Here is a 19,504-nt window from a genome sequence, read left to right as displayed (position 1 = left end):
AAAAGGTTAAAGAACAACCTTTCGGCCGGCTTGTCTTGTGCTATGCCTGAGGCTGAACAAGGCGCTTGCGCTTTTCTTTTTTGAATGTAAATTTACCAAATCAAGGTTGTTTAGTCATTGATTGGATTGGATTTCGGTTATAATGAATCCATCTAGGAATAATCAATTAAAATACTATTATATTGATGGAAAGTGGGAGGAGTATTGAATAAAGAAGATTTCATTTTTTGGCGTTTAGCCAATTTCTTTATTACGGAACAGGGATACCGCATCATTCAATTATTTGAAAATCAAAAGGAGCTTTGGCTCGAAAAACTGGAAAATAAAAACGTACCGATTGTTCGATTATTCATTAATGAGTTAAACTGGAGCAACGCCCTGCATAGGGATATCGAATTTACAGCAACGAATGGGGAGAATATTCGTAAACAACTTCATCGTGGAGATTTGACTTTGGCAAACATTTATATCAGCCCCTATCCACCTGTCGATGATTATGAATATCGTCTGGAAAAACCTTATATTTATCCAGAAGGAAATAAAACCTCGATTATCTCCATTTTACTTGCTGATGGGAAGTATGATTCAGGCTTTGAAACTCTTTCCCGTCTTCTTGAGAGGCAAATAGTTTTCGAAATTAACGAGGAATATTCAGAAGAAACGATCCATGCCTTAAAAAAATTAACACTGGAGACTGCCGTTAAACAGGCAGAATCAGAAAAAGCTGTTTTTGAAAACGGAAGACCACTTTTTACTTATTTCTTTATCATCGTTCAAATTCTTGTATTTTTCTGGCTTGAAATGCATGGAGGGAGTACCAACAATGCCACATTAATCAAATATGGGGCAAAATTTAATCCCCTTATCTATGAAGGGGAATGGTGGCGTTTTATTACTCCAATTTTCCTGCATATTGGGTTTTTACATTTAGCGATGAATACTTTAGCGTTATATTATTTAGGGGTTGCTGTTGAAAGATTATACGGTAATATCCGTTTTCTTTTTATATACTTGTTCGCCGGAATAGCAGGGGTTATTGCCAGTTTCATTTTCAGTTCAAATATTTCGGCAGGAGCGAGCGGCGCCATATATGGATGTTTTGGGGCATTGCTTTATTTTGGAATGATTCAGCCTAAGCTTTTTTTTAGAACAATGGGCCTTAATTTAATTGTTGTATTGGGAATCAATCTTGTTTTTAGTTTTTATGCTTCGGGTATCGACAGTGCCGGTCATTTAGGTGGCTTAGCCGGTGGATTTCTTACGGCAGGAATTGTGTACCTGCCAAAGCAGAAAAGGATATTCCTCCAAGCAATATTTTTTCTCTTATCTGCTGCTATTATTTGGGGTGCTTTAACCTATGGGTTTAGCACGAACGCAAGAACGAGAGATGAAGGGTCAAGCTTGGCCCTCGCCCAGGATTATATTAAACAAGATCAATTTGACCAGGCATATCAAGTATTAAAGGATACAGAGAAAAAGCTAAAAAGTCCTACAGCAAACCTCTATTTTCTTTTATCCTATACCGAAATTAAAAAGGGTATGTTTCCTGTGGCCAAAACTCATTTAGAAAAAGCCATTGAATTAACCCCTAATTTTGATGAAGCCTATTATAATCTGGCATTTATTAATATTGAAGAAAAGGATTTCAAACAGGCAAAGATTAATGCGGAAAAAGCATTAAAATTAAATCCGGATCGAAAAGAATACTCGGATTTAGTCAAAAAAATTAACGAGCATCTATCCACTAAAGGAGCAGAATAGGTTCAAATAATATTTCCTTGAGGCAGTAAATAGCATAAGGTATACTTTTTTTATACTATTCATTGTAATCTCTGAATTTTGAATTTTAAGGGGCGGAAAATGAAAACAGTTTATGAGATTCAGCAATTTTTAAAACAATTTGGAACGATTATATATATTGGCGACCGAGTCGCTGATTTGGAATTGATGGAAACCGAATTAAAAGAACTCTTTCAATCCCAATTAATCGAAGCGAGAGAATACCAAACAGCATTATTAATCCTTAGACAAGAAATACAATTTTTGAAAGAAAAAAGGCAAAGATAGGTGAATACATTGCAAGATAAATGGATTGTAGCGGTTGATCTTGGAGGGACAACAACGAAATTAGCATTCCTGAATACTGAAGGCGAAATCCTTCATAAGTGGGAAATCCCGACGGATAATTCTGATGAAGGAAGAAATATCACCGGTAATATTTCCAAGGCGATTAATGAAAAATTAGCGAGTCTCGGTAAAACTAAAAATAAATTAATCGGAGTAGGAATGGGGGCTCCAGGTCCGGTCGACTATGAAACAGGTGTGATTTTGAATGTTGTTAACCTTGGCTGGAAGGAGAACTACCCACTAAAAGAACGGCTTGAAGCAGCTACGAATCTTCCGGCTGCCATTGAAAATGATGCCAACTGTGCAGCTCTCGGTGAAATGTGGAAAGGTGCAGGTGATGGTGCAAAAGATTTAGTTTGTGTTACGCTTGGTACCGGTGTTGGGGGCGGTGTTATTACTGGCGGAAACATTGTCCAGGGAGCATACGGTGCTGCTGGTGAAATCGGCCATATTACGGCTATTCCAAAAGGCGGGGCACCATGTAATTGCGGAAAAAAAGGCTGTCTTGAAACGGTTGCTTCAGCCACAGGAATTGTACGGTTAGCAACCGAGGAACTTTCAAAAAGTGATAAAAAGGGTGAATTAGCAGAAATACAGGCTGCAAACGGCAAAATCACGGCTAAGGATGTATTTGACGCTGCAAGAAATGGTGACCAAATTGCTATCAATGTATTGGATGTGATTTCCTTCCATTTGGGTCTTGCTTTAGCGAATATCGGTAATACTCTAAATCCGCAAAAAATTGTTTTAGGCGGTGGTGTATCAAAAGCCGGAGAATTTTTATTAAACTCTGTGAAACAACAATTTAATCAATTTGCCTTTTCCCCTGTAAAGGACTCAACAGAGCTTGCTTTAGCTACATTGGGGAATGACGCCGGTGTCATTGGCGCAGCCTGGCTGATTAAAAATAAATTAAATATATAAAATCACGAAGAAAACCTGCCAGCGCAGGTTTTTTGTGTTATTAAATTCATCTTTTTCTTTTCCTTTCATATGATTTTTATGGGAGGAGGTAAAGATGGAGGTCCTATTTCGATCGAAAGATTCATTATGGTATTACAGCAGGCTGTTCATGGTACCACTGAGTGTAATTGAGGACTCTAACCCTGATATAGATTCGGAAAATGTAAAAACTTCAAAGAAAATACTCATTCCTGGGTATGATTCTGTCCCCTATAACCTAAAAAAGGGGGATACCTTAGCCGAACTTGCTGCATCTAAGAATCTTCCGCTGGATGCATTATTTTTACTTAATCAAACTAAGAAACCAGATCAATTTCTTCCCAATGATACATTGCTTATACCTGAAAGAGTAACAAAGCCTTTTTTAAGTACCAATAAGCCCTGTTGCTCTAATACCCTTAATGAAGCCATTTCCTATCTGAAAAGAGTGTATCCCTTTATCCAAGTATCTTTCATTGGTAAAAGTGTTTTGGGAAACCCAATCCATGAAATTAGGATCGGAAAAGGTTCGAAAAAAGTTCATATGAATGCTTCCTTTCATGCAAATGAATGGATCACTACCTTGACACTGATGGATTTGTTAAATCATTATTTACTTGCCATTACAAATGGAATGTCGATGAGAGGTATTACGCCATTACAATTATATCAGGATATAGAGTTGTCCATTGTGCCAATGGTTAATCCGGATGGGGTTGATCTTGTTATCCATGGGCCGCCTGATTCGATTCGCAATGATGTTTTGAAAATCAATAATGGCAGTGATGATTTTGTTCATTGGAAGGCCAATATTCACGGTGTGGATTTGAACAATCAGTATCCGGCAAAATGGGAGATTGAAAAAGGGAGGAAGCTGCCAAAATCACCGGCTCCAAGAGACTACCCCGGAAAGAATCCGTTGACTGAACCTGAGGCCATAGCCATGGCAGAGTTAGCAAAGAGCACACCTTTCGACTGTGTGATTGCCTTTCATACTCAGGGAGAGGAATTTTATTGGGGATATGAAGGTTATGAACCTCCTAAGGCTGAGAAGATTGCCCAAGAAATGGAAAGGTTAAGCGGGTATAAGGCCATTCAGTATGTCGATAGTCATGCCGGATATAAGGATTGGTATATACAGGAATTTAAACGCCCTGGCTTTACAATTGAGCTTGGAAGGGGAATAAACCCGCTGCCTCTTTCAAAATATAAAGAAATTTACTCACGTGCTGAGGCGATTTTTTTAGCTTCCCTGCTTCATTCATAAAAAACTTTCTTGAAATTGTCCTTAAATAAAAAAGACTGCCTCATAGGCAGTCTTTTTTATGAATATTAGTGTGATCCAGTAGGAACTCCATGATGAATGATGGTCATAACAACAAACCAGCCAAATACCAAGAATGAAGCAGCTCCCCAAAATGCAGCTAATAAATTCTTATTTTTTAGTGCACGAAATGCTGAAAATAAAGCAAGGATGGTTACTAAAGCAAAGATAATAACTAAACCCATGAACAAGTCCCCCTTTACTGGTTATTTACCAGGCATATGCCTAACATTTAAAATAGTTATGTAAGAATATTATATACATTCATTTCCTATTTTATAGGTTTTTCTTTCGTTTGTCGAGCGCAAAAAAAGGACAACTTTATGTTCTGCTTCAAAAACAAAATCCCTTATTTCTAAAATTTGTTCTTTCTTTAAATCCACTTTAAGAATAGTGTAAAATGTTATTATTGTTATTTTTAAAATTGGAGGAATAATCGATGAAATGGTCGCAAATCCCTTTAGGGGTTTTACAAACAAATTGTTATATTGTTGAAAATACGGATCAAACATGTTTAATTTTTGATCCGGGCAGCGAAGGAAAAAAGCTGATTAATTGGCTGACCAAACGGAATTTAAAACCGGCAGCCATTTTTTTAACGCATGCCCATTTTGACCATATTGGAGCCGTTGATGTAGTAAGAGATTATTTTAATATTCCTGTTTATGTTCATGAGGAGGAAGAAGAGTGGTTAAGTGATCCTAAATTAAACGGTTCACAATTTTTTATGATAAAGGAAAGTATTAATGCGAGACCTGCTGATTTTATTTTGAAAAAAGAAGAGGATATTAAGATTGCCGGTTTTGAGTTTAAGCTTTTTGAAACTCCGGGGCATTCGCCTGGCAGTGTTTCTTATTATTTTGCCGATGAAGGATTCGTCGTTTCCGGTGATGCCTTATTTAAGGGAAGTATTGGCCGGACTGATTTGCCAAAAGGAAATCACGCTCAACTTTTAAAAAGTATCCATGATAAGTTGTTATTTTTACCGGAGGAAACAGTCGTCTTATCTGGGCATGGTCCTGAGACTACTATTATTGAAGAAATGGATAGCAATCCTTTTTTAAACGGATTCTGATTTGCTCGAATAGAAAAGCCCTTCTCAAAAGGAGAAGGGCTTTTCGGGGGATGTTCTATTCATATAATGGGAGGGGATATAGTTAAGCTACTAATTTAACAATAATATATAGTAACCACTATGTCAATAGTGGAAAAACGAAAAGGAGCAAAAGATGATCACCCATTTAAAAAAAATCATTTCGGAATCGCCTAATCGGTATATTTCCTATGCAGACTTCATTGCTGCCGCACTTTATCATCCCGACTTTGGCTACTACATGAAAGAAAAAGTGAAAATTGGGCGTAATGGCGATTTTATTACCACCAGCAATATTTCAGATGTTTATGGCAGACTTATTGCAAAATGGTTTTCAAAAATATGCCGGGAATTTGAATTACCCCCGGTATTTTGTGAAATAGGTGCAGGTAATGGACGCTTCGCATATGCTTTTCTAAAGGAGTGGTATGAATCGGTTCAAATCCCGATTGAGTATATTATAGTCGAGAGCAGTCCTTTTCATAGGAAATTACAAATTGAGCTGATTGGGTCCGTTTATCCAGTTATCCAGTTGGAATCGCTTGATGAAATCAATGGCCTTGAGGGAATGATTTTTTCCAATGAGCTTTTTGATGCACTGCCAGTCCATGTCATCGAAAAACAGAATGGAAAGATTTTTGAAGTGATGATTGGAATCGAAAGTAATGAGTTGTTTGAGAAGCTGGTACCGTTAGCAAATTCGGAAATTATTCAATTTTTATCAGAGCATAATCTGGGATTAAAGGAGAACCAGCGGATGGAAGTCCCGCTCACGATGGGAAAAATGCTTCAAGATATTTCGATATCGATTACAAAGGGTTTTGTGGTAAGTGCTGATTATGGGTATACGGATGAGGAATGGATGCAGCCTCAAAGATTGAAGGGAAGTTTACGGGGATATTATCAGCATCGAATGATAGATAATATTTTACAGCATCCAGGCGAGGTCGATATTACGACACATATCCATTTTGATCAGCTCATTCATCAGGGGGAACAAGTTGGGCTAAATTTCGTATTGAAGCTAAGGCAGGATGAATTTTTGCTAAAAGCAGGCATCCTTGAAGAATTAGAAAACCATTTTGATCCGAACCCGTTTTCAGAGCAGAGTAAACGCAATCGAGCGATAAGAAGTTTAATTATGCCCTCCGGAATAAGTTCCTATTTTCATATTATCATTCAGGAAAAAGGTCTAAACGCGGATGCAGCAAATGTATTTTAAAATAAGGCTGTGTTAAACTTGCCTGTTGATTTCCGCTCCAGGCACTTCGAGTACCCTAGGGCGGTCCGGGGAGCCTCCTCGTCGCTTTCTATCCTGCAGGGTCTCCCCTGCCCCGTACTCCCGTAGGAGTCTTCGGGCCTTCCGCTCCAATAAACAGGGTTGAAAAATCAACAATGTCCTTTAACACAGCCTAAAATAAAAAACACTGGAACGCTAGGCACCAGTGTTTTTTTTCTTATTCTGCTGCACCTAGAGGCATCATGAATGTTGTCCAATAAGTGAAACCGGCAAAGAAAATAGTTAAATATGCTCCGAAAACATACATATACATACGTTCGGATAGTTTTAGATAGCTGAGCAGAACGAAGAATCCAGTTTGGGCCAAGAATAACAATGCAGTTTTATCCATACCACCGAGATAAAACATAACTGTAAAAATACCCGTCCAGAACCCTAATACTCTGAACATGCGATCCATATGTATCCCTCCTTTTACCCTACGAATACCATCATTACAATATTATAAGGTAAAAGTTAGGGTAATGTAAATAATGGTTTCGTATTAGTTTGTTATGAATGCTTGATAGGAACATGTTTCACAGCCATTTAACATATTCTCTTTTTCAACCAACTCAACGGTAGAGAATAAGACCTCAAACATACCCTTTAGAAATTCATGGTGCATACTGCAAACGGTTTCGTGTTCTTCTGCTACTTCCTTAAATGGACAATTATAAATCTGAAAATAGATTTTTGATTGATCCCCGTTTGCTTCAAATTCTGGATAAAAACCTGCAAGTGTTGAAGCGCTTTTTAATATATTTAGCTTTTCTTCAAAATCTAATTCATCCCCGAGAGATCTTTTTGCCATTTCTTGTTCGATTATTTCAGTACCAAACCGTTTTCCTGTTAAATATAGGGCTTTTTTTCCTTCCTCTCCAAGTGTAAGCATTGTTTGAACCGCCACTTTGGATAATAACATATAGTCTCGGAATGGAAAGTGAAGCTGTATTAGGTCATCAGATAGACTATACAAACGGCTTGGGCGGCCGCCTTTACCTGTTTTCTTTGATTCGGAAATTAACATGTTGACATCCTCAAGTTTTGAGAGATGCAATCTTGCCACATTGGGATGGATATTAAAATTTTCGGCAACCTCTTGTACAGTCACCTCTTGATGCCTTTTAATAATGTATTGATAAATATAATAACGCGTTGGATCTGATAAAACATTTGTTATTTTTAATGTTTGTTCCATCTGGTTTCACCTCGAACCCCAAAAATTTACACTCATTATAATACAGTCAATCTAACACGGGAATAAGGTAAACAACATTAACACTATATGTTTAGAAAATGTTCACATTTTTCGTCAATAATTTGTCAAATTTAAATGAAAATTCATATACCTGTAAGACGACATTTGGGTTATTCTATTAATGGTCAACCAATTAAAAAGAAGGGGGAATAACATAGAAATCTGTAATATTATAGACAAAATGTAAAGGAGGTAATTCTCATTGAAAGTGCAATTGAAATATTAGCGAATCGGATTATTAAAGACGCCGTGAGAAATCAAGCAACAGATATTCATATCATTCCGCGAAAGAATGATACACTTGTTCAAATCCGCTTAACGAACAAACTAATTCCTCGATTATCCCTTCCAAAAGAAGAGTGCGACAAATTAATTTCACATTTTAAATTTACCGCAAATATGGATATTGGGGAAAGAAGACGTCCGCAAAGTGGTTCAATTTTTTGCGATGTCGATGGTCAATTGATGGGACTAAGATTATCCACCCTGCCTTCAAACAATCGAGAAAGCCTTGTCATCCGGCTTTTGCCTCAACAAGAACAGATTCCATTTCACCAGCTTTCCTTATTCCCTTCAATGACGAGAAAATTACTTGCCCTTCTTAAACACGCTCACGGATTAATAATTTTTACCGGGCCAACTGGATCTGGAAAGACTACAACCCTTTACTCGCTTCTTAATGAAACTGCACATTTATTTCACCGCAATGTTATTACATTGGAAGACCCGATCGAAAAAAATTATGATTCCGTTTTGCAGGTCCAAGTAAATGAAAAAGCGGGGGTCACCTATGCTACCGGATTAAAGGCTATTTTGCGGCATGACCCGGATATCATTATGGTTGGAGAGATAAGAGATAGTGAAACTGCGAAAATTGCTGTTCGGGCTGCACTTACTGGACACTTAGTACTTTCCACAATGCATACAAGAGATGCGAAGGGAGCAGTTTACAGACTTCATGAATTCGGTGTAAATTGGCTGGAGGTAGAGCAAACCTTAATTGCTGTAACGGCACAACGCCTTGTTGAATTGACCTGTCCATTTTGCAAGGGAGACTGTTCCCCTTTTTGCCATTCATACGGAAGGTGGAAAAGAGCAAGTGTGTTTGAACTATTATCAGGAAGAAATTTAAATACAGTCATGCGGGCTGCAAAGGGGGAAAACATTGATACACGTTATAGGACAATCAATCAAGTAATTAATAAAGGTATTGCCCTGGGGTATATAAAAGAGTCTGAATACGAACGCTTGGTATACAATTATGAAACGTCGTAAATGGACGGTAAATGAACAAGCAACCCTTTTAAAAAGAACGGGTGAATTATTGGCAAGAGGATACCCGATTTCCGAGGCACTTGAGTCCATTTCCTTACACCTCAGTGAAAATCGGAAGGAGGAATTAAGTGAATGTTTAATCGGTTTAAAAAATGGCTTACCATTTCACGAGGTATTAGACAAACTTGGTTTTCACAAAGATTTAATTGGCTTTGTTTATTTTGCTGAACAACACGGCAACTTTGCTGAAGCGCTTTTAGAAGGAAGCAGAATGGCATTGGTAAAGGATAAAGATGTGCAGAAGATGTTAAAAATGCTGCAGTATCCGATGCTGCTAATATTTATTACCGGAATCTTGTTTGTCTTTGTTGAGAATACACTGTTGCCAAGGTTTACGACCCTCTTTAAATCAATGGGGCTTCAGGCTAATTTTTTCACAAAAGTAATTTATGTATTTGACCAATATTTCCCCAAGATCATCATCGGCATACTCTTCATTTTTCTGCTCACAGCAATGTATTACTACTTTATTTTTAGAAAAATGTCCATTCTTTTGCAGCGTTCTCATATCGTTCGTATTCCATTCGCAGGAAGAATTCTAAGATTGTTATTTACCCACTATTTTTCGATTCAGCTTAGCTTTTTACTGGCAGGTGGAATTTCGGTCTCCGAAGCTTTGCTGCTTTTTGAAAGGAACCTCAGGCAGCCGTTTTACAGTCAGCTCGGAAAGGAAATTAAACAAAAGCTGGTAACCGGTGAAAAATTCGATTCTATTTTAGCCTCTTTTTCCTTCTTTGAAAAAGAATTTCCGATGATCGTTAAACATGGACAAGAAAATGGGAAACTTGAACAAGAGCTGCAATTTTTCAGCCGGCATTGTGTTACCGCGATGGAAGAATTAATCGAGAAAAGCTTCAAAATGATTCAGCCGATTTTATATCTTTTTATCGGATTTCTTGTTGTTTCAATGTATTTAGCAATACTATTGCCAATGTTTCATTTAATGGACGGAATATAAAAATGGAGGATGAGAACTGTTGAAAAAACTGAAAATTCAAAAGGGTTTTACACTCATTGAAATGATGATTGTTATGTTAATTATTTCTGTTTTATTAATTATTACAATACCAAACATTACAAAACATAATTCCAATATCAATGATAAGGGGTGTCAAGCGTTTGTAAAAATGGTACAGGCTCAAGTTCAAGCCTATGAAATGGAAAAGAAAAAACTGCCTTCATCTGTTGATGAGTTAGTTTCAGCCGGGTATATAAGAAGTGATGCAAAAGGCTGTCCAAATGGCACAACACAGGTAAAAATAGAATCCGACGGAACCGTTGTAGAAGTTGCCAGCACCTCTCAATGAAAAGGAGTCAAGCAGGATTTACCTTAATTGAATCATTACTTGTCCTCACCATCTTTTTAATTATTTCCTCGATTACAGTCTTTTCCATAAAACCACAATCGAATCGGATTGAGGACGAAGTCTTTATATCCCAGCTTAAAGCCGACTTAATTTATGCACAACAATATGCCATTTCTCATCAACATGAGGTCACGGTGAGCTTTATGGAAAACGAATATAACTATTATATTTTTGAAAGTAATGATATCCCAAGGTTGGTTGAACGATATTATTCAAGAGACATTCACGTAAATCCAGGAACACTTCCATTATATTTTCGATTTCTGCCTGATGGAAACGTCAGTAAATTCGGTTCGTTCACTGTTGTAACGAAGGACAAGCAATTTCGTATTACCTTTTTGCTTGGAAAGGGAAGGTTTTATGTTAAAGAAGAATAATGGCTATAATGGCTTCTTTTTACTAGAACTGTTGCTTTCGCTCTCGGCCTGGTTCATGATGTGTCTCTTTTTTATCCCAATTATCGTTGATTTAAACAGCCAATCGAAAAAACTTGAAATAGATAAAATGGCTAAACAGCTGCTGTTTCAAGAACTTGAAGCTAAAATAATCGAGGGAAAATTAGAAAATAATTATTCAGTGGTTCAGGCTGGAATAAAATACAAAATTAGTTGGAGAGATTCTGCAATTTCTGGAGTTAAAGAGGTGTGTGTAAATGTTGAGGAAAACGCCTTTGTTTCCAAAACAGAAATTTGCGGTATGCAAGAATGAGCAGGCTTTTACATTGATTGAAGCCCTTTTTGCCTTGGCTATTTTTTCAATGCTGGTCTTTTTCATGGTGCCGCTAATGCAAATAATCTTGAATGATAAAGCCACACAAGGGGAGCATCAGCCATTGGAGTGGGAGGTTTTTTGTAGTCAATTAAAAAAAGAAATTCGGATGTACAATCATGCGGAGGTCGTTTCAGGAAAGTTGATTTTAACAAATGACACAGAAACGGTTTTATATGAGCGATTTGGTAATAACCTTCGCAGAAGGGTGAATAATTCCGGGAATGAAATTGTATTACAAAATGTTTCTGATGCTGCTTTTGTTCTCTTAAACAATGCCGTAAAGGTTAATGTTATGGATATTTGGGGCAAAGAATATTCTATTTTTATATACTCCTTTATTAATTGGAATGCAAGCCCATGAGAAAAAATCAGAATGGATTTACGTATCCCCTTACCCTATGTGTTTTACTTGTATTTTTATTGTTTTTTTCCATCCGTGTGGAGCAGCTATTGACAGGGAGAAAGGTTGCAAATCAAACCGCCATACTTTTACAAGAAGAGTATTATTTCCTTAGTTCCATCAAAAAGGTCGAAAGTATGTATAAATCCAATGGGACCATTCGGACAAAAGGATCCTTTAAGTATGTAAATGGGACAATGGATTATCAGGCTGAGGTACCAATAAATAGTGTTCAAAAAGTTAATTTCACACTCCGGTTCGATTCAGGAATAACGGTTATCGGAAGTGGATACTTTGATACAAAATTAAAAAGGATTGTAAAATGGATGGGAAAATCATGAGGAATAAAGCTGTTTGATTTTAAAAAATATGGACATACTTGAAATGAAGGATTAAGGCAGGTGTGTCGATGAAAACAAATGATTATGTAAAATATATGACGCAAACCATTGTAAAATATGCGGATCAGCCAAAGGATGAACGAAAAAGGATTCGAACCGAACGAAAAGCAGCACAAGCCTCTTTTTGGTTCCGTTGGTTCGGAATTCTGCCTTATATTTTTTATTCAGAAATGAAACGAAGAAGAAAAAGGTAAAGAAGCAGTGCTTCTTTACCTTTTTAGATGGCCTTTTCGGTTAAATAAAACAGTCCGCCATTGATAAATGAGATATTAATTTTCGGCTCGTATTGTTCTTGCAGTGCTTTATTTTCTGTTTCATAGCTCTCGTTTTCTTCTTCAATATCCTCATAAAAGTGGTCTAATAGATTTCTGTCCTTTTCCCAGCGTTTTAGGGCCTCTTCTGCCCATGAATGATCGTCTTCTTCAATGATTTTTCGCAGGTAATTTTCAATTCTGGTCATGCCGCTTTTCGGTTTTACTAATGGCGATAAAGTATAAGAGTAATCCGGGATTTTAGGTGTAAGTCGCATTTGTGACAACCGTCCATGGAAATCTTCGACCATTTGCCCATTTATAAGCTGTAAACCAATCGATTTAAAAATATCCCGCTTTCGATCACACTGGTACGAAATTTTCACATTCATACACAACCAGGGTAGTAACGGCGTTTGTCTGTTGTGCAAGCTATGATTTTCATAAAGTCGAATATAACCGGCAAGGTTCTTCGTGGAATTAAATATTTGGTGCAATCTGGGTGATCCAAAGTAAATCGCTTCACCATTAACATTGTCAGGCGCCAGTTGTTGGTTTGTAATAAACGTAAGCTTCATCGGATTTGGAATTCCGCCTGTTTTCTCGAGATAATGCCAATAAAAGGGCCGATTCATTAATTCTTTATCTAACTCAATGGTTAATTGTACAGTTAAAAATCCAGGTTGGTTTTCGATAATTTCACATTCATTGGCTTGAAAATACTTTATTAAAAAGTTATGAATTTCCTGCTGCTGCATGTGAATCTCCTTCCTTTATGTTCCGTGCTAGCTCAATCATGGATGAAAGATTTTCCATTTTTATTCTCATTTCCCCTTCGGAACAAGATTGCCCAAATATATCGATTAAATGGTCCTCAATATTGCCAAATTCAAGTTTTGTTAAAATATCATCCAATTCGCCAATAACTTTCTCAAATAATTCAATTTTTTCATATAATAGCTTTAAAATATGTTCTTCAACCGTATTTTTGATGGCAAAATTATAAATCATGACGTCTTTTTCTTGACCGAGACGATGGATCCTCCCAATGCGTTGTTCAAGTCTCATTGGATTCCATGGTAAATCAAAATTTATAATATGGTTACAAAATTGCAGGTTAATCCCTTCTCCACCTGCTTCAGTTGCAATTAAGACCTGTACATGTTTTTGGAAAAGCTCCCGCATCCAGTCTTTTTTACCGCGCTTAAAACCTCCCCTGAAGGGTACGGAAGAAATTCCATGCTGCTTTAAATACCACTGTAAATATAGTTGTGTAGCACGATATTCGGTAAAAATAATCACCTTATCATTTACTTTTTGAATTAACCCCAGCGCTTTTTCTGCTTTTGAGTTCTGCTGAACTGATTCGACCTTTTTTATCAAATAATTAATCTGTTCCTCAAAGGCAGGTGATGGGTTTTCCTTTTTTTGCAGCATGTTTTTAAGGGTATAAAAAACTGCTTCGCGGCTGCTGCATGCTTCTCTTTGTAAGGTCATGACCGAAAAGGCACTGGTTTGAACCCAGTCTCCTTCACTCCTTAAATCGGTAATGGCTTCATAAAGTGCTTTTTCTGATGGTGAAAATTCAATTGGAATGGTTTCAACATGTCTTTTTGTCCATTCAATTCCTGTGTCACTCCGCCGGTTTCGAATCATTACTTTATTAACTAATTCTTTTAAGTGTTCATCATCATTTAGAGAACGGGAATCCCGTTTATACTTTTCATAAAAAGCTGTTTCACTTCCCAGATGCCCCGGTTTTAAAAGGGATACAAGGTTGAAGATCTCTTCAATTCTGTTTTGAATCGGAGTAGCGGTTAACAATAAACAAAATTTCTTTTTTAAATTTTGAACAAACTCGTAGTTTTTTGTTTTATTATTTTTTAACTTATGGGCTTCATCAATGATAATAAGGTCATAGTTTTGATTGTAAATGATATCGCGATGCGGATTTCGTTTTGCTGTATCAATGGAAGATACAATTACATCACATTGTTCCCAGGCATAGCTTTTTCTTTGAGAAACCGCTGGAATAAAAAATTTGCTGTTTAGTTCTGATGCCCATTGGGTAACAAGGGATGCAGGAACTAGGATCAATACTTTTTTTACCAAACCGCGAATCATGTACTCTTTTAAAATAAGACCCGCTTCAATGGTTTTACCAAGTCCAACTTCATCGGCAAGTATTGCTTTTCCATTCATGTTTTCAATAACTTGTTTAGCTGTTTCGAGCTGATGGGGAAGCGGAGTTAAGTGCGGCAGGTGGCTTGGCGCCTGCAGTCCCTCAAATTCTGGAATTACGAGATGCCTTTCAACCTCTACGGCGAGTTTAAAAAGGTCCCAGTTTCCCCATGGACCATCATGTTCAATCCTATGTAAAAAATCATCCTGCCAGGAGGAATCGAATTCTACTTGAACAGACATGGTTTTCAGCCCCTTTTCTTAATTATCTAACCCTGCGACCCTGAACTATGCGCTTACACTTTTCTTTAATAACCTATTGCTCAAAATAACATTTTAGGGTAGGATGTTAGTAGCTTAGAAAGTTTTAAATTTTTGTAATAAAGTGATTTTGAATTTGTATTAACTTTAGTATTACCTATATGGAAAATATTATAAATGCGGATGATAACAAGGGGAGAGACTACCCATTGTAGCGCCGAAGGAGCAAACAGAAATGTGAATCTCTCAGGCAAAAGAACACTTGTTGGACGCAGCTCTGGAGAGTGCTTCAGGTAAATGAAGCCACCAAAGGGGAAAGCCATTACCGGTAAACTTTCAGGTGCAAGGACAGAGACCTTCTTTCATTTAAAAAGGGGGGACTCTGTCTTTTTTTCTTGGGAAAAATAGTGTAGTAAAAAGTTAAGCTTTTTGTTTACGCACCGCCTTGTTATTTTTCTAATAAAATTTTTCTGAAAAAGGGGAATTCAATATGGCTGAATTAAAACGCACTCCGTTATTTGAAACCTACAAGCAGTACGGAGGCAAGACAATCGATTTCGGCGGCTGGGAACTGCCAGTCCAATTTTCCAGCATTAAGGAAGAACATGAAGCCGTACGTACTAAAGCAGGTTTATTTGATGTATCCCATATGGGTGAAATTGAAGTTAAAGGACCTGATAGCTTATCCTATTTGCAAAAAATGATGACTAATGACGTTTCCAAAGTGAAAGACGGCGGTGCTCAATACACGGCAATGTGTTACGAAAACGGCGGTACAGTGGATGATTTGCTTGTTTATAAAATTGAAGACCATCATTTTCTATTAGTGGTAAATGCATCCAATATCAAAAAAGATTATAAGTGGCTCGAGGATCATCTTGAAGGTGATGTTGCCATTAAAAACTTGTCTGAACAAACAGCACAATTAGCCATACAAGGACCAATTGCTGAAAAGGTGTTGCAAAAGTTAGTTAATGAAACTGACCTCAGTCAAATTGGCTTTTTCAAATTTCAGCAGGAAGTAATAATAACTGACAAAAAGGCCCTTGTCTCCAGAACTGGTTACACTGGTGAAGATGGTTTTGAAATTTATTGTAAATCCGAAGACGCAGTTGATCTATGGAATGCTATCCTGGAAGCAGGTAAAGAAGAAGGCGTTCTTCCTTGTGGATTGGGTGCCCGCGATACCTTACGCTTTGAGTCCGTTTTACCACTTTATGGTCAAGAACTTTCTCCTGAAATTTCACCACTTGAAGCAGGAATTGGGTTCGCTGTTAAATTAAATAAGGAAGCAGATTTTATCGGCAAAGAGGCATTAAAAGCGCAAAAAGAGAATGGGCTTCCAAGAAAAACAGTTGGAATCGACATGATTGACCGTGGAATTCCACGCCATGGTTATCCAGTTTATAAAGGGGAAGAGCTAATCGGTGAGGTTACAACGGGTACGCAGTCTCCAACCTTAAAGAAAAATATCGGACTTGTGCTAATCCCAACTCAATATGCCGAATTAGACACTGAAGTTGAGGTTGAAATTCGCGGCAAACGTTTAAAAGCAAAAGTAATTCCAACACCTTTTTATAAAAGAGAAAAGAAATAACGGAAGGGAGTCAGGTTTATGAAACATCGTTATTTACCTATGACTGAAGAAGATAAGAGAGTAATGCTTGAAACGATCGGCGTTTCCTCCGTTGATGAACTGTTTAGCGATATCCCGGAGCAAGTTCGATTTAAGGGTGAATACAACATTAAAGCAGCAAAATCAGAGCCAGCTTTAATGAAAGAATTATTAAAGCTGGCTGACCGTAATGCAGACTTAAAAAGAAATGTTTCCTTTTTAGGCGCAGGAGTGTATGACCATTATATGCCTGTCATTGTAGACCATGTCATTTCCCGTTCAGAGTTCTATACAGCTTATACACCATACCAGCCGGAAATTTCTCAAGGGGAGCTTCAAGCAATTTTTGAATTTCAAACGATGATTTGCGAATTGACTGGAATGGACGTTGCCAACTCTTCGATGTATGACGGAGGAACAGCCCTTGCTGAAGCTGCAATGCTTAGCGCCGGTCATACGAAGAGGAAAGTAATCCTGGTTTCAAATGCTGTTCATCCAGAATATCGTGAAGTTCTAAAAACTTATGCAAAGGGTCAGAACTTAAATGTGGTGGAAGTTCCAGTTAAAGATGGCTTAACAGATGTAGATCAATTAAAAGGTTTAGTAAATGCGGAAGTTGCAGCGGTTATCGTCCAATATCCAAACTTCTTTGGCAGAATTGAACCATTAAAGGAATTAGAAGAAGTAATTCACGCCAATAAATCATTGTTTGTCGTATCAAGTAATCCATTATCCCTTGGTGTATTAACACCTCCTGGGAAATTTGGGGCCGATATTGTCATTGGGGATGCACAACCTTTTGGTATTCCTTCAGCATTTGGCGGCCCACACTGCGGATATTTTGCTGTTACTGAAAAGTTAATGAGAAAAGTTCCGGGCCGTCTTGTCGGTCAGACATCGGATGACGAAGATCGCCGTGGGTTTGTTTTAACATTGCAGGCTCGTGAACAGCATATCCGTCGTGAAAAAGCGACTTCTAATATTTGTTCCAACCAAGCATTGAATGCACTTGCTGCATCAGTTGCCATGACTGCACTTGGGAAAAAAGGTGTCCGCGAAATGGCAGCAGCCAATTTACAAAAAACTCATTATGCCAAGAATGCCTTTAAGGCAGCAGGCTTCGAAATTGTAAATGATGGTTTTTCATTTAATGAATTCGTTATTAAATTAAACCAACATGTAAAAGAAATGAATAAACAGCTTCTGCAAAAAGGAATCATTGGCGGTTATGATTTGGGCCGTGACTACCCAGAGCTTGCTAATCATATGCTGATTGCTGTAACGGAACAAAGAACGAAGGAAGAAATTGATACTTTTGTGAAAGAATTGGGGGATTTGCATGCTTAATCAAGATCAGGCGCTCATTTTTGAACTTAGTACACCTGGCCGTGTCGGATACAGCCTCCCAGAGATGGATGTTACGGAATTAGATTTAAATGACCTTCTTCCTGAAGGATATTTACGCGCAGATGAGCCTGAGCTTCCTGAAGTTTCTGAGCTTGATATCATGCGCCATTATACAGCACTTTCGAAAAGAAACCATGGACTTGATTCAGGATTTTATCCGCTTGGATCATGTACGATGAAATACAATCCAAAAATCAATGAAAATGTTGCCCGCTATAATGGTTTTGCTCATATTCATCCGCTTCAGGATGAAAGCTCTGTGCAAGGTGCATTGGAATTAATGTACGACTTGCAGCAGCATTTAATTGAAATCACAGGAATGGACGAAGTGACCCTGCAATCTGCTGCAGGAGCTCACGGAGAATGGACCGGTTTAATGCTAATCCGTGCTTATCATGAAGCAAATGGTGATTTTAAACGGACAAAGGTGATTGTTCCGGATTCAGCCCATGGAACAAACCCTGCTTCTGCCACGATTGCAGGCTTTGAAACAGTAACGGTTAAATCTAACGAAAATGGTCTTGTTGACCTTGAAGATTTAAAAAGAGTGGTTGGCGAAGATACAGCGGCATTAATGTTGACAAATCCAAATACACTTGGACTTTTTGAAGAAAATATTGTGGAATTGGCCGAAATTGTCCATGAAGCGGGCGGTAAGCTTTATTATGATGGTGCAAACCTTAATGCCGTACTTTCAAAAGCAAGACCAGGGGACATGGGATTTGACGTTGTTCACTTAAATCTTCATAAAACATTTACTGGTCCTCACGGAGGCGGTGGCCCTGGTTCAGGTCCTGTCGGTGTAAAATCTGACCTTATTCCATTCCTTCCAAAACCAGTAGTCGCAAAAAGCGGTGAAGAATATGTGCTAGATTATGAACGTCCATTGTCAATTGGACGCGTGAAGCCATTCTACGGAAACTTTGGGATAAATGTTCGTGCTTACACTTACATCCGTTCTATGGGTCCTGACGGCTTAAAAGCTGTTACTGAAAATGCTGTGTTGAATGCAAATTATATGATGAGAAGACTTGCAGCTTATTACGATCTTCCTTTTGATAAACATTGTAAGCATGAATTTGTCTTAAGCGGCAGACACCAGAAAAAATTGGGTGTCCGTACATTGGATATCGCAAAACGTCTGCTTGATTTCGGCTATCATCCACCAACCATTTACTTCCCGTTGATTGTGGAAGAATGTTTGATGATTGAGCCAACTGAAACGGAAGCAAAAGAAACACTCGATGCTTTCTGTGACGTGATGATTCAAATTGCCAAGGAAGCAGAGGAGAATCCGGAAATCGTTCAAGAAGCACCACATACAACTATTGTTGGTCGTATGGACGAAACGAAAGCGGCACGTAAACCTGTTTTAAGATTTAAAAAGGATTAATTCATTTTGGAGGTGGATTCTAGTGAAAAGAATCCACCTTCCTCTTTTTAAGGTATTCAAAATCAGGTGATGACTGGACTATATAATGAAAAAGAC

The 19,504-nt window shown here is 37.9% G+C and carries 22 protein-coding genes and 2 riboswitches; of the genes, 17 read left to right on the top strand and 5 right to left on the bottom strand.

Annotation, left to right across the window (positions count from 1 at the left end; all coding sequences use genetic code 11):
* The first annotated feature begins 204 nt into the window (after positions 1-204).
* From BIV60_RS17815 to BIV60_RS17800, 4 genes are all read left to right on the top strand, one after another.
* Complete coding sequence (locus BIV60_RS17815) at positions 205-1,761, top strand: rhomboid family protein (RefSeq protein ID WP_071357047.1); 1,557 nt, start codon at positions 205-207, stop codon at positions 1,759-1,761.
* A gap of 99 nt (positions 1,762-1,860) precedes the next feature.
* Entirely contained in the window at positions 1,861-2,067 is a 207-nt protein-coding gene (locus tag BIV60_RS17810; RefSeq protein WP_071357046.1) for a YqgQ family protein, read from the top strand.
* A gap of 9 nt (positions 2,068-2,076) precedes the next feature.
* A complete protein-coding gene (locus BIV60_RS17805; protein WP_071357045.1) occupies positions 2,077-3,051 on the top strand; it encodes an ROK family glucokinase in 975 nt (324 codons plus the stop codon).
* A 94-nt stretch (positions 3,052-3,145) separates the two neighbouring features.
* Entirely contained in the window at positions 3,146-4,336 is a 1,191-nt protein-coding gene (locus BIV60_RS17800) for a M14 family metallopeptidase (RefSeq protein WP_071357044.1), read from the top strand.
* Between the two features lie 65 nt (positions 4,337-4,401).
* On the opposite strand, the gene BIV60_RS17795 is transcribed toward BIV60_RS17800, so the two are convergent.
* Positions 4,402-4,578, bottom strand: a complete 177-nt coding sequence (locus BIV60_RS17795) for a DUF2759 domain-containing protein (protein ID WP_071357043.1) — start codon at positions 4,576-4,578, stop codon at positions 4,402-4,404.
* Positions 4,579-4,832: 254 nt separating this feature from the next.
* On the opposite strand from BIV60_RS17795, the gene BIV60_RS17790 reads away from it, so the two are divergent.
* Positions 4,833-5,468: an MBL fold metallo-hydrolase gene (locus BIV60_RS17790; RefSeq protein ID WP_071357042.1), complete on the top strand. Its 636-nt coding sequence runs from the start codon at positions 4,833-4,835 to the stop codon at positions 5,466-5,468.
* Between the two features lie 154 nt (positions 5,469-5,622).
* Complete coding sequence (locus tag BIV60_RS17785) at positions 5,623-6,708, top strand: class I SAM-dependent methyltransferase (RefSeq protein WP_071357041.1); 1,086 nt, start codon at positions 5,623-5,625, stop codon at positions 6,706-6,708.
* Positions 6,709-6,943: 235 nt separating this feature from the next.
* Here BIV60_RS17785 and BIV60_RS17780 read toward each other — a convergent pair whose 3' ends face one another.
* Both BIV60_RS17780 and BIV60_RS17775 read right to left on the bottom strand, forming a co-directional pair.
* On the bottom strand, positions 6,944-7,186 hold the full coding sequence (locus BIV60_RS17780; protein ID WP_071357040.1) for a DUF2626 domain-containing protein: 243 nt from the start codon (positions 7,184-7,186) through the stop codon (positions 6,944-6,946).
* Between the two features lie 84 nt (positions 7,187-7,270).
* Positions 7,271-7,966: a helix-turn-helix transcriptional regulator gene (locus BIV60_RS17775; RefSeq protein WP_071357039.1), complete on the bottom strand. Its 696-nt coding sequence runs from the start codon at positions 7,964-7,966 to the stop codon at positions 7,271-7,273.
* A 261-nt stretch (positions 7,967-8,227) separates the two neighbouring features.
* On the opposite strand from BIV60_RS17775, the gene comGA reads away from it, so the two are divergent.
* The 8 genes from comGA (at position 8,228) to BIV60_RS17735 (ending at position 12,494) form a co-directional block, all read left to right on the top strand.
* A complete protein-coding gene (gene comGA / locus BIV60_RS17770) occupies positions 8,228-9,301 on the top strand; it encodes a competence type IV pilus ATPase ComGA (protein WP_071357038.1) in 1,074 nt (357 codons plus the stop codon).
* Positions 9,288-10,319 (top strand): competence type IV pilus assembly protein ComGB, encoded by a 1,032-nt coding sequence (comGB, locus tag BIV60_RS17765; protein ID WP_071357037.1) that lies wholly within the window; start codon positions 9,288-9,290, stop codon positions 10,317-10,319. The genes comGA and comGB overlap by 14 nt, the downstream gene beginning before the upstream one ends.
* A gap of 28 nt (positions 10,320-10,347) precedes the next feature.
* On the top strand, positions 10,348-10,668 hold the full coding sequence (gene comGC / locus BIV60_RS17760; RefSeq protein WP_071357053.1) for a competence type IV pilus major pilin ComGC: 321 nt from the start codon (positions 10,348-10,350) through the stop codon (positions 10,666-10,668).
* Positions 10,665-11,105 carry a competence type IV pilus minor pilin ComGD gene (gene comGD, locus BIV60_RS17755; RefSeq protein WP_071357036.1) on the top strand — a complete coding sequence of 147 codons (441 nt, stop codon included), beginning with the start codon at positions 10,665-10,667 and terminating at the stop codon, positions 11,103-11,105. Before comGC ends, comGD begins: the two co-directional genes overlap by 4 nt.
* Positions 11,089-11,436 carry a hypothetical protein gene (locus BIV60_RS17750; protein ID WP_071357035.1) on the top strand — a complete coding sequence of 116 codons (348 nt, stop codon included), beginning with the start codon at positions 11,089-11,091 and terminating at the stop codon, positions 11,434-11,436. The genes comGD and BIV60_RS17750 overlap by 17 nt, the downstream gene beginning before the upstream one ends.
* The gene (comGF, locus tag BIV60_RS17745; RefSeq protein WP_256218452.1) at positions 11,399-11,860 is read left to right on the top strand and encodes a competence type IV pilus minor pilin ComGF; all 462 of its coding nucleotides are present in this window, start codon (positions 11,399-11,401) and stop codon (positions 11,858-11,860) included. Before BIV60_RS17750 ends, comGF begins: the two co-directional genes overlap by 38 nt.
* Complete coding sequence (gene comGG / locus BIV60_RS17740; protein WP_071357034.1) at positions 11,857-12,240, top strand: competence type IV pilus minor pilin ComGG; 384 nt, start codon at positions 11,857-11,859, stop codon at positions 12,238-12,240. Before comGF ends, comGG begins: the two co-directional genes overlap by 4 nt.
* A 68-nt stretch (positions 12,241-12,308) precedes the next feature.
* Positions 12,309-12,494: a YqzE family protein gene (locus BIV60_RS17735; RefSeq protein ID WP_071357033.1), complete on the top strand. Its 186-nt coding sequence runs from the start codon at positions 12,309-12,311 to the stop codon at positions 12,492-12,494.
* 23 nt (positions 12,495-12,517) lie between these two features.
* Here the strand turns inward: BIV60_RS17735 and BIV60_RS17730 are convergent, their stop codons facing one another.
* Positions 12,518-13,309 (bottom strand): YqhG family protein, encoded by a 792-nt coding sequence (locus BIV60_RS17730; RefSeq protein ID WP_071357032.1) that lies wholly within the window; start codon positions 13,307-13,309, stop codon positions 12,518-12,520.
* Positions 13,287-14,975 carry a DEAD/DEAH box helicase gene (locus tag BIV60_RS17725; protein ID WP_071357031.1) on the bottom strand — a complete coding sequence of 563 codons (1,689 nt, stop codon included), beginning with the start codon at positions 14,973-14,975 and terminating at the stop codon, positions 13,287-13,289. Before BIV60_RS17725 ends, BIV60_RS17730 begins: the two co-directional genes overlap by 23 nt.
* A gap of 201 nt (positions 14,976-15,176) precedes the next feature.
* Positions 15,177-15,265, top strand: a riboswitch (glycine riboswitch).
* Positions 15,266-15,268: 3 nt separating this feature from the next.
* A riboswitch (glycine riboswitch) is annotated at positions 15,269-15,347 on the top strand.
* 136 nt (positions 15,348-15,483) lie between these two features.
* Between BIV60_RS17725 and gcvT the strand changes: the two genes are divergently transcribed.
* Genes gcvT through gcvPB form a run of 3 tightly spaced genes read left to right on the top strand, consistent with a single transcriptional unit; the run spans position 15,484 to position 19,408 of the window.
* Positions 15,484-16,590: a glycine cleavage system aminomethyltransferase GcvT gene (gene gcvT, locus BIV60_RS17720; RefSeq protein ID WP_071357030.1), complete on the top strand. Its 1,107-nt coding sequence runs from the start codon at positions 15,484-15,486 to the stop codon at positions 16,588-16,590.
* An 18-nt stretch (positions 16,591-16,608) separates the two neighbouring features.
* Positions 16,609-17,955: an aminomethyl-transferring glycine dehydrogenase subunit GcvPA gene (gcvPA, locus tag BIV60_RS17715; RefSeq protein ID WP_071357029.1), complete on the top strand. Its 1,347-nt coding sequence runs from the start codon at positions 16,609-16,611 to the stop codon at positions 17,953-17,955.
* Positions 17,948-19,408: an aminomethyl-transferring glycine dehydrogenase subunit GcvPB gene (gene gcvPB / locus BIV60_RS17710; protein ID WP_071357028.1), complete on the top strand. Its 1,461-nt coding sequence runs from the start codon at positions 17,948-17,950 to the stop codon at positions 19,406-19,408. The genes gcvPA and gcvPB overlap by 8 nt, the downstream gene beginning before the upstream one ends.
* Positions 19,409-19,504 lie beyond the last annotated feature (96 nt).

Source organism: Bacillus sp. MUM 116 (assembly GCF_001866655.1).
Taxonomy (GTDB): domain Bacteria; phylum Bacillota; class Bacilli; order Bacillales; family Cytobacillaceae; genus Neobacillus.
This window is presented reverse-complemented; position numbering and strand designations above follow the sequence as displayed.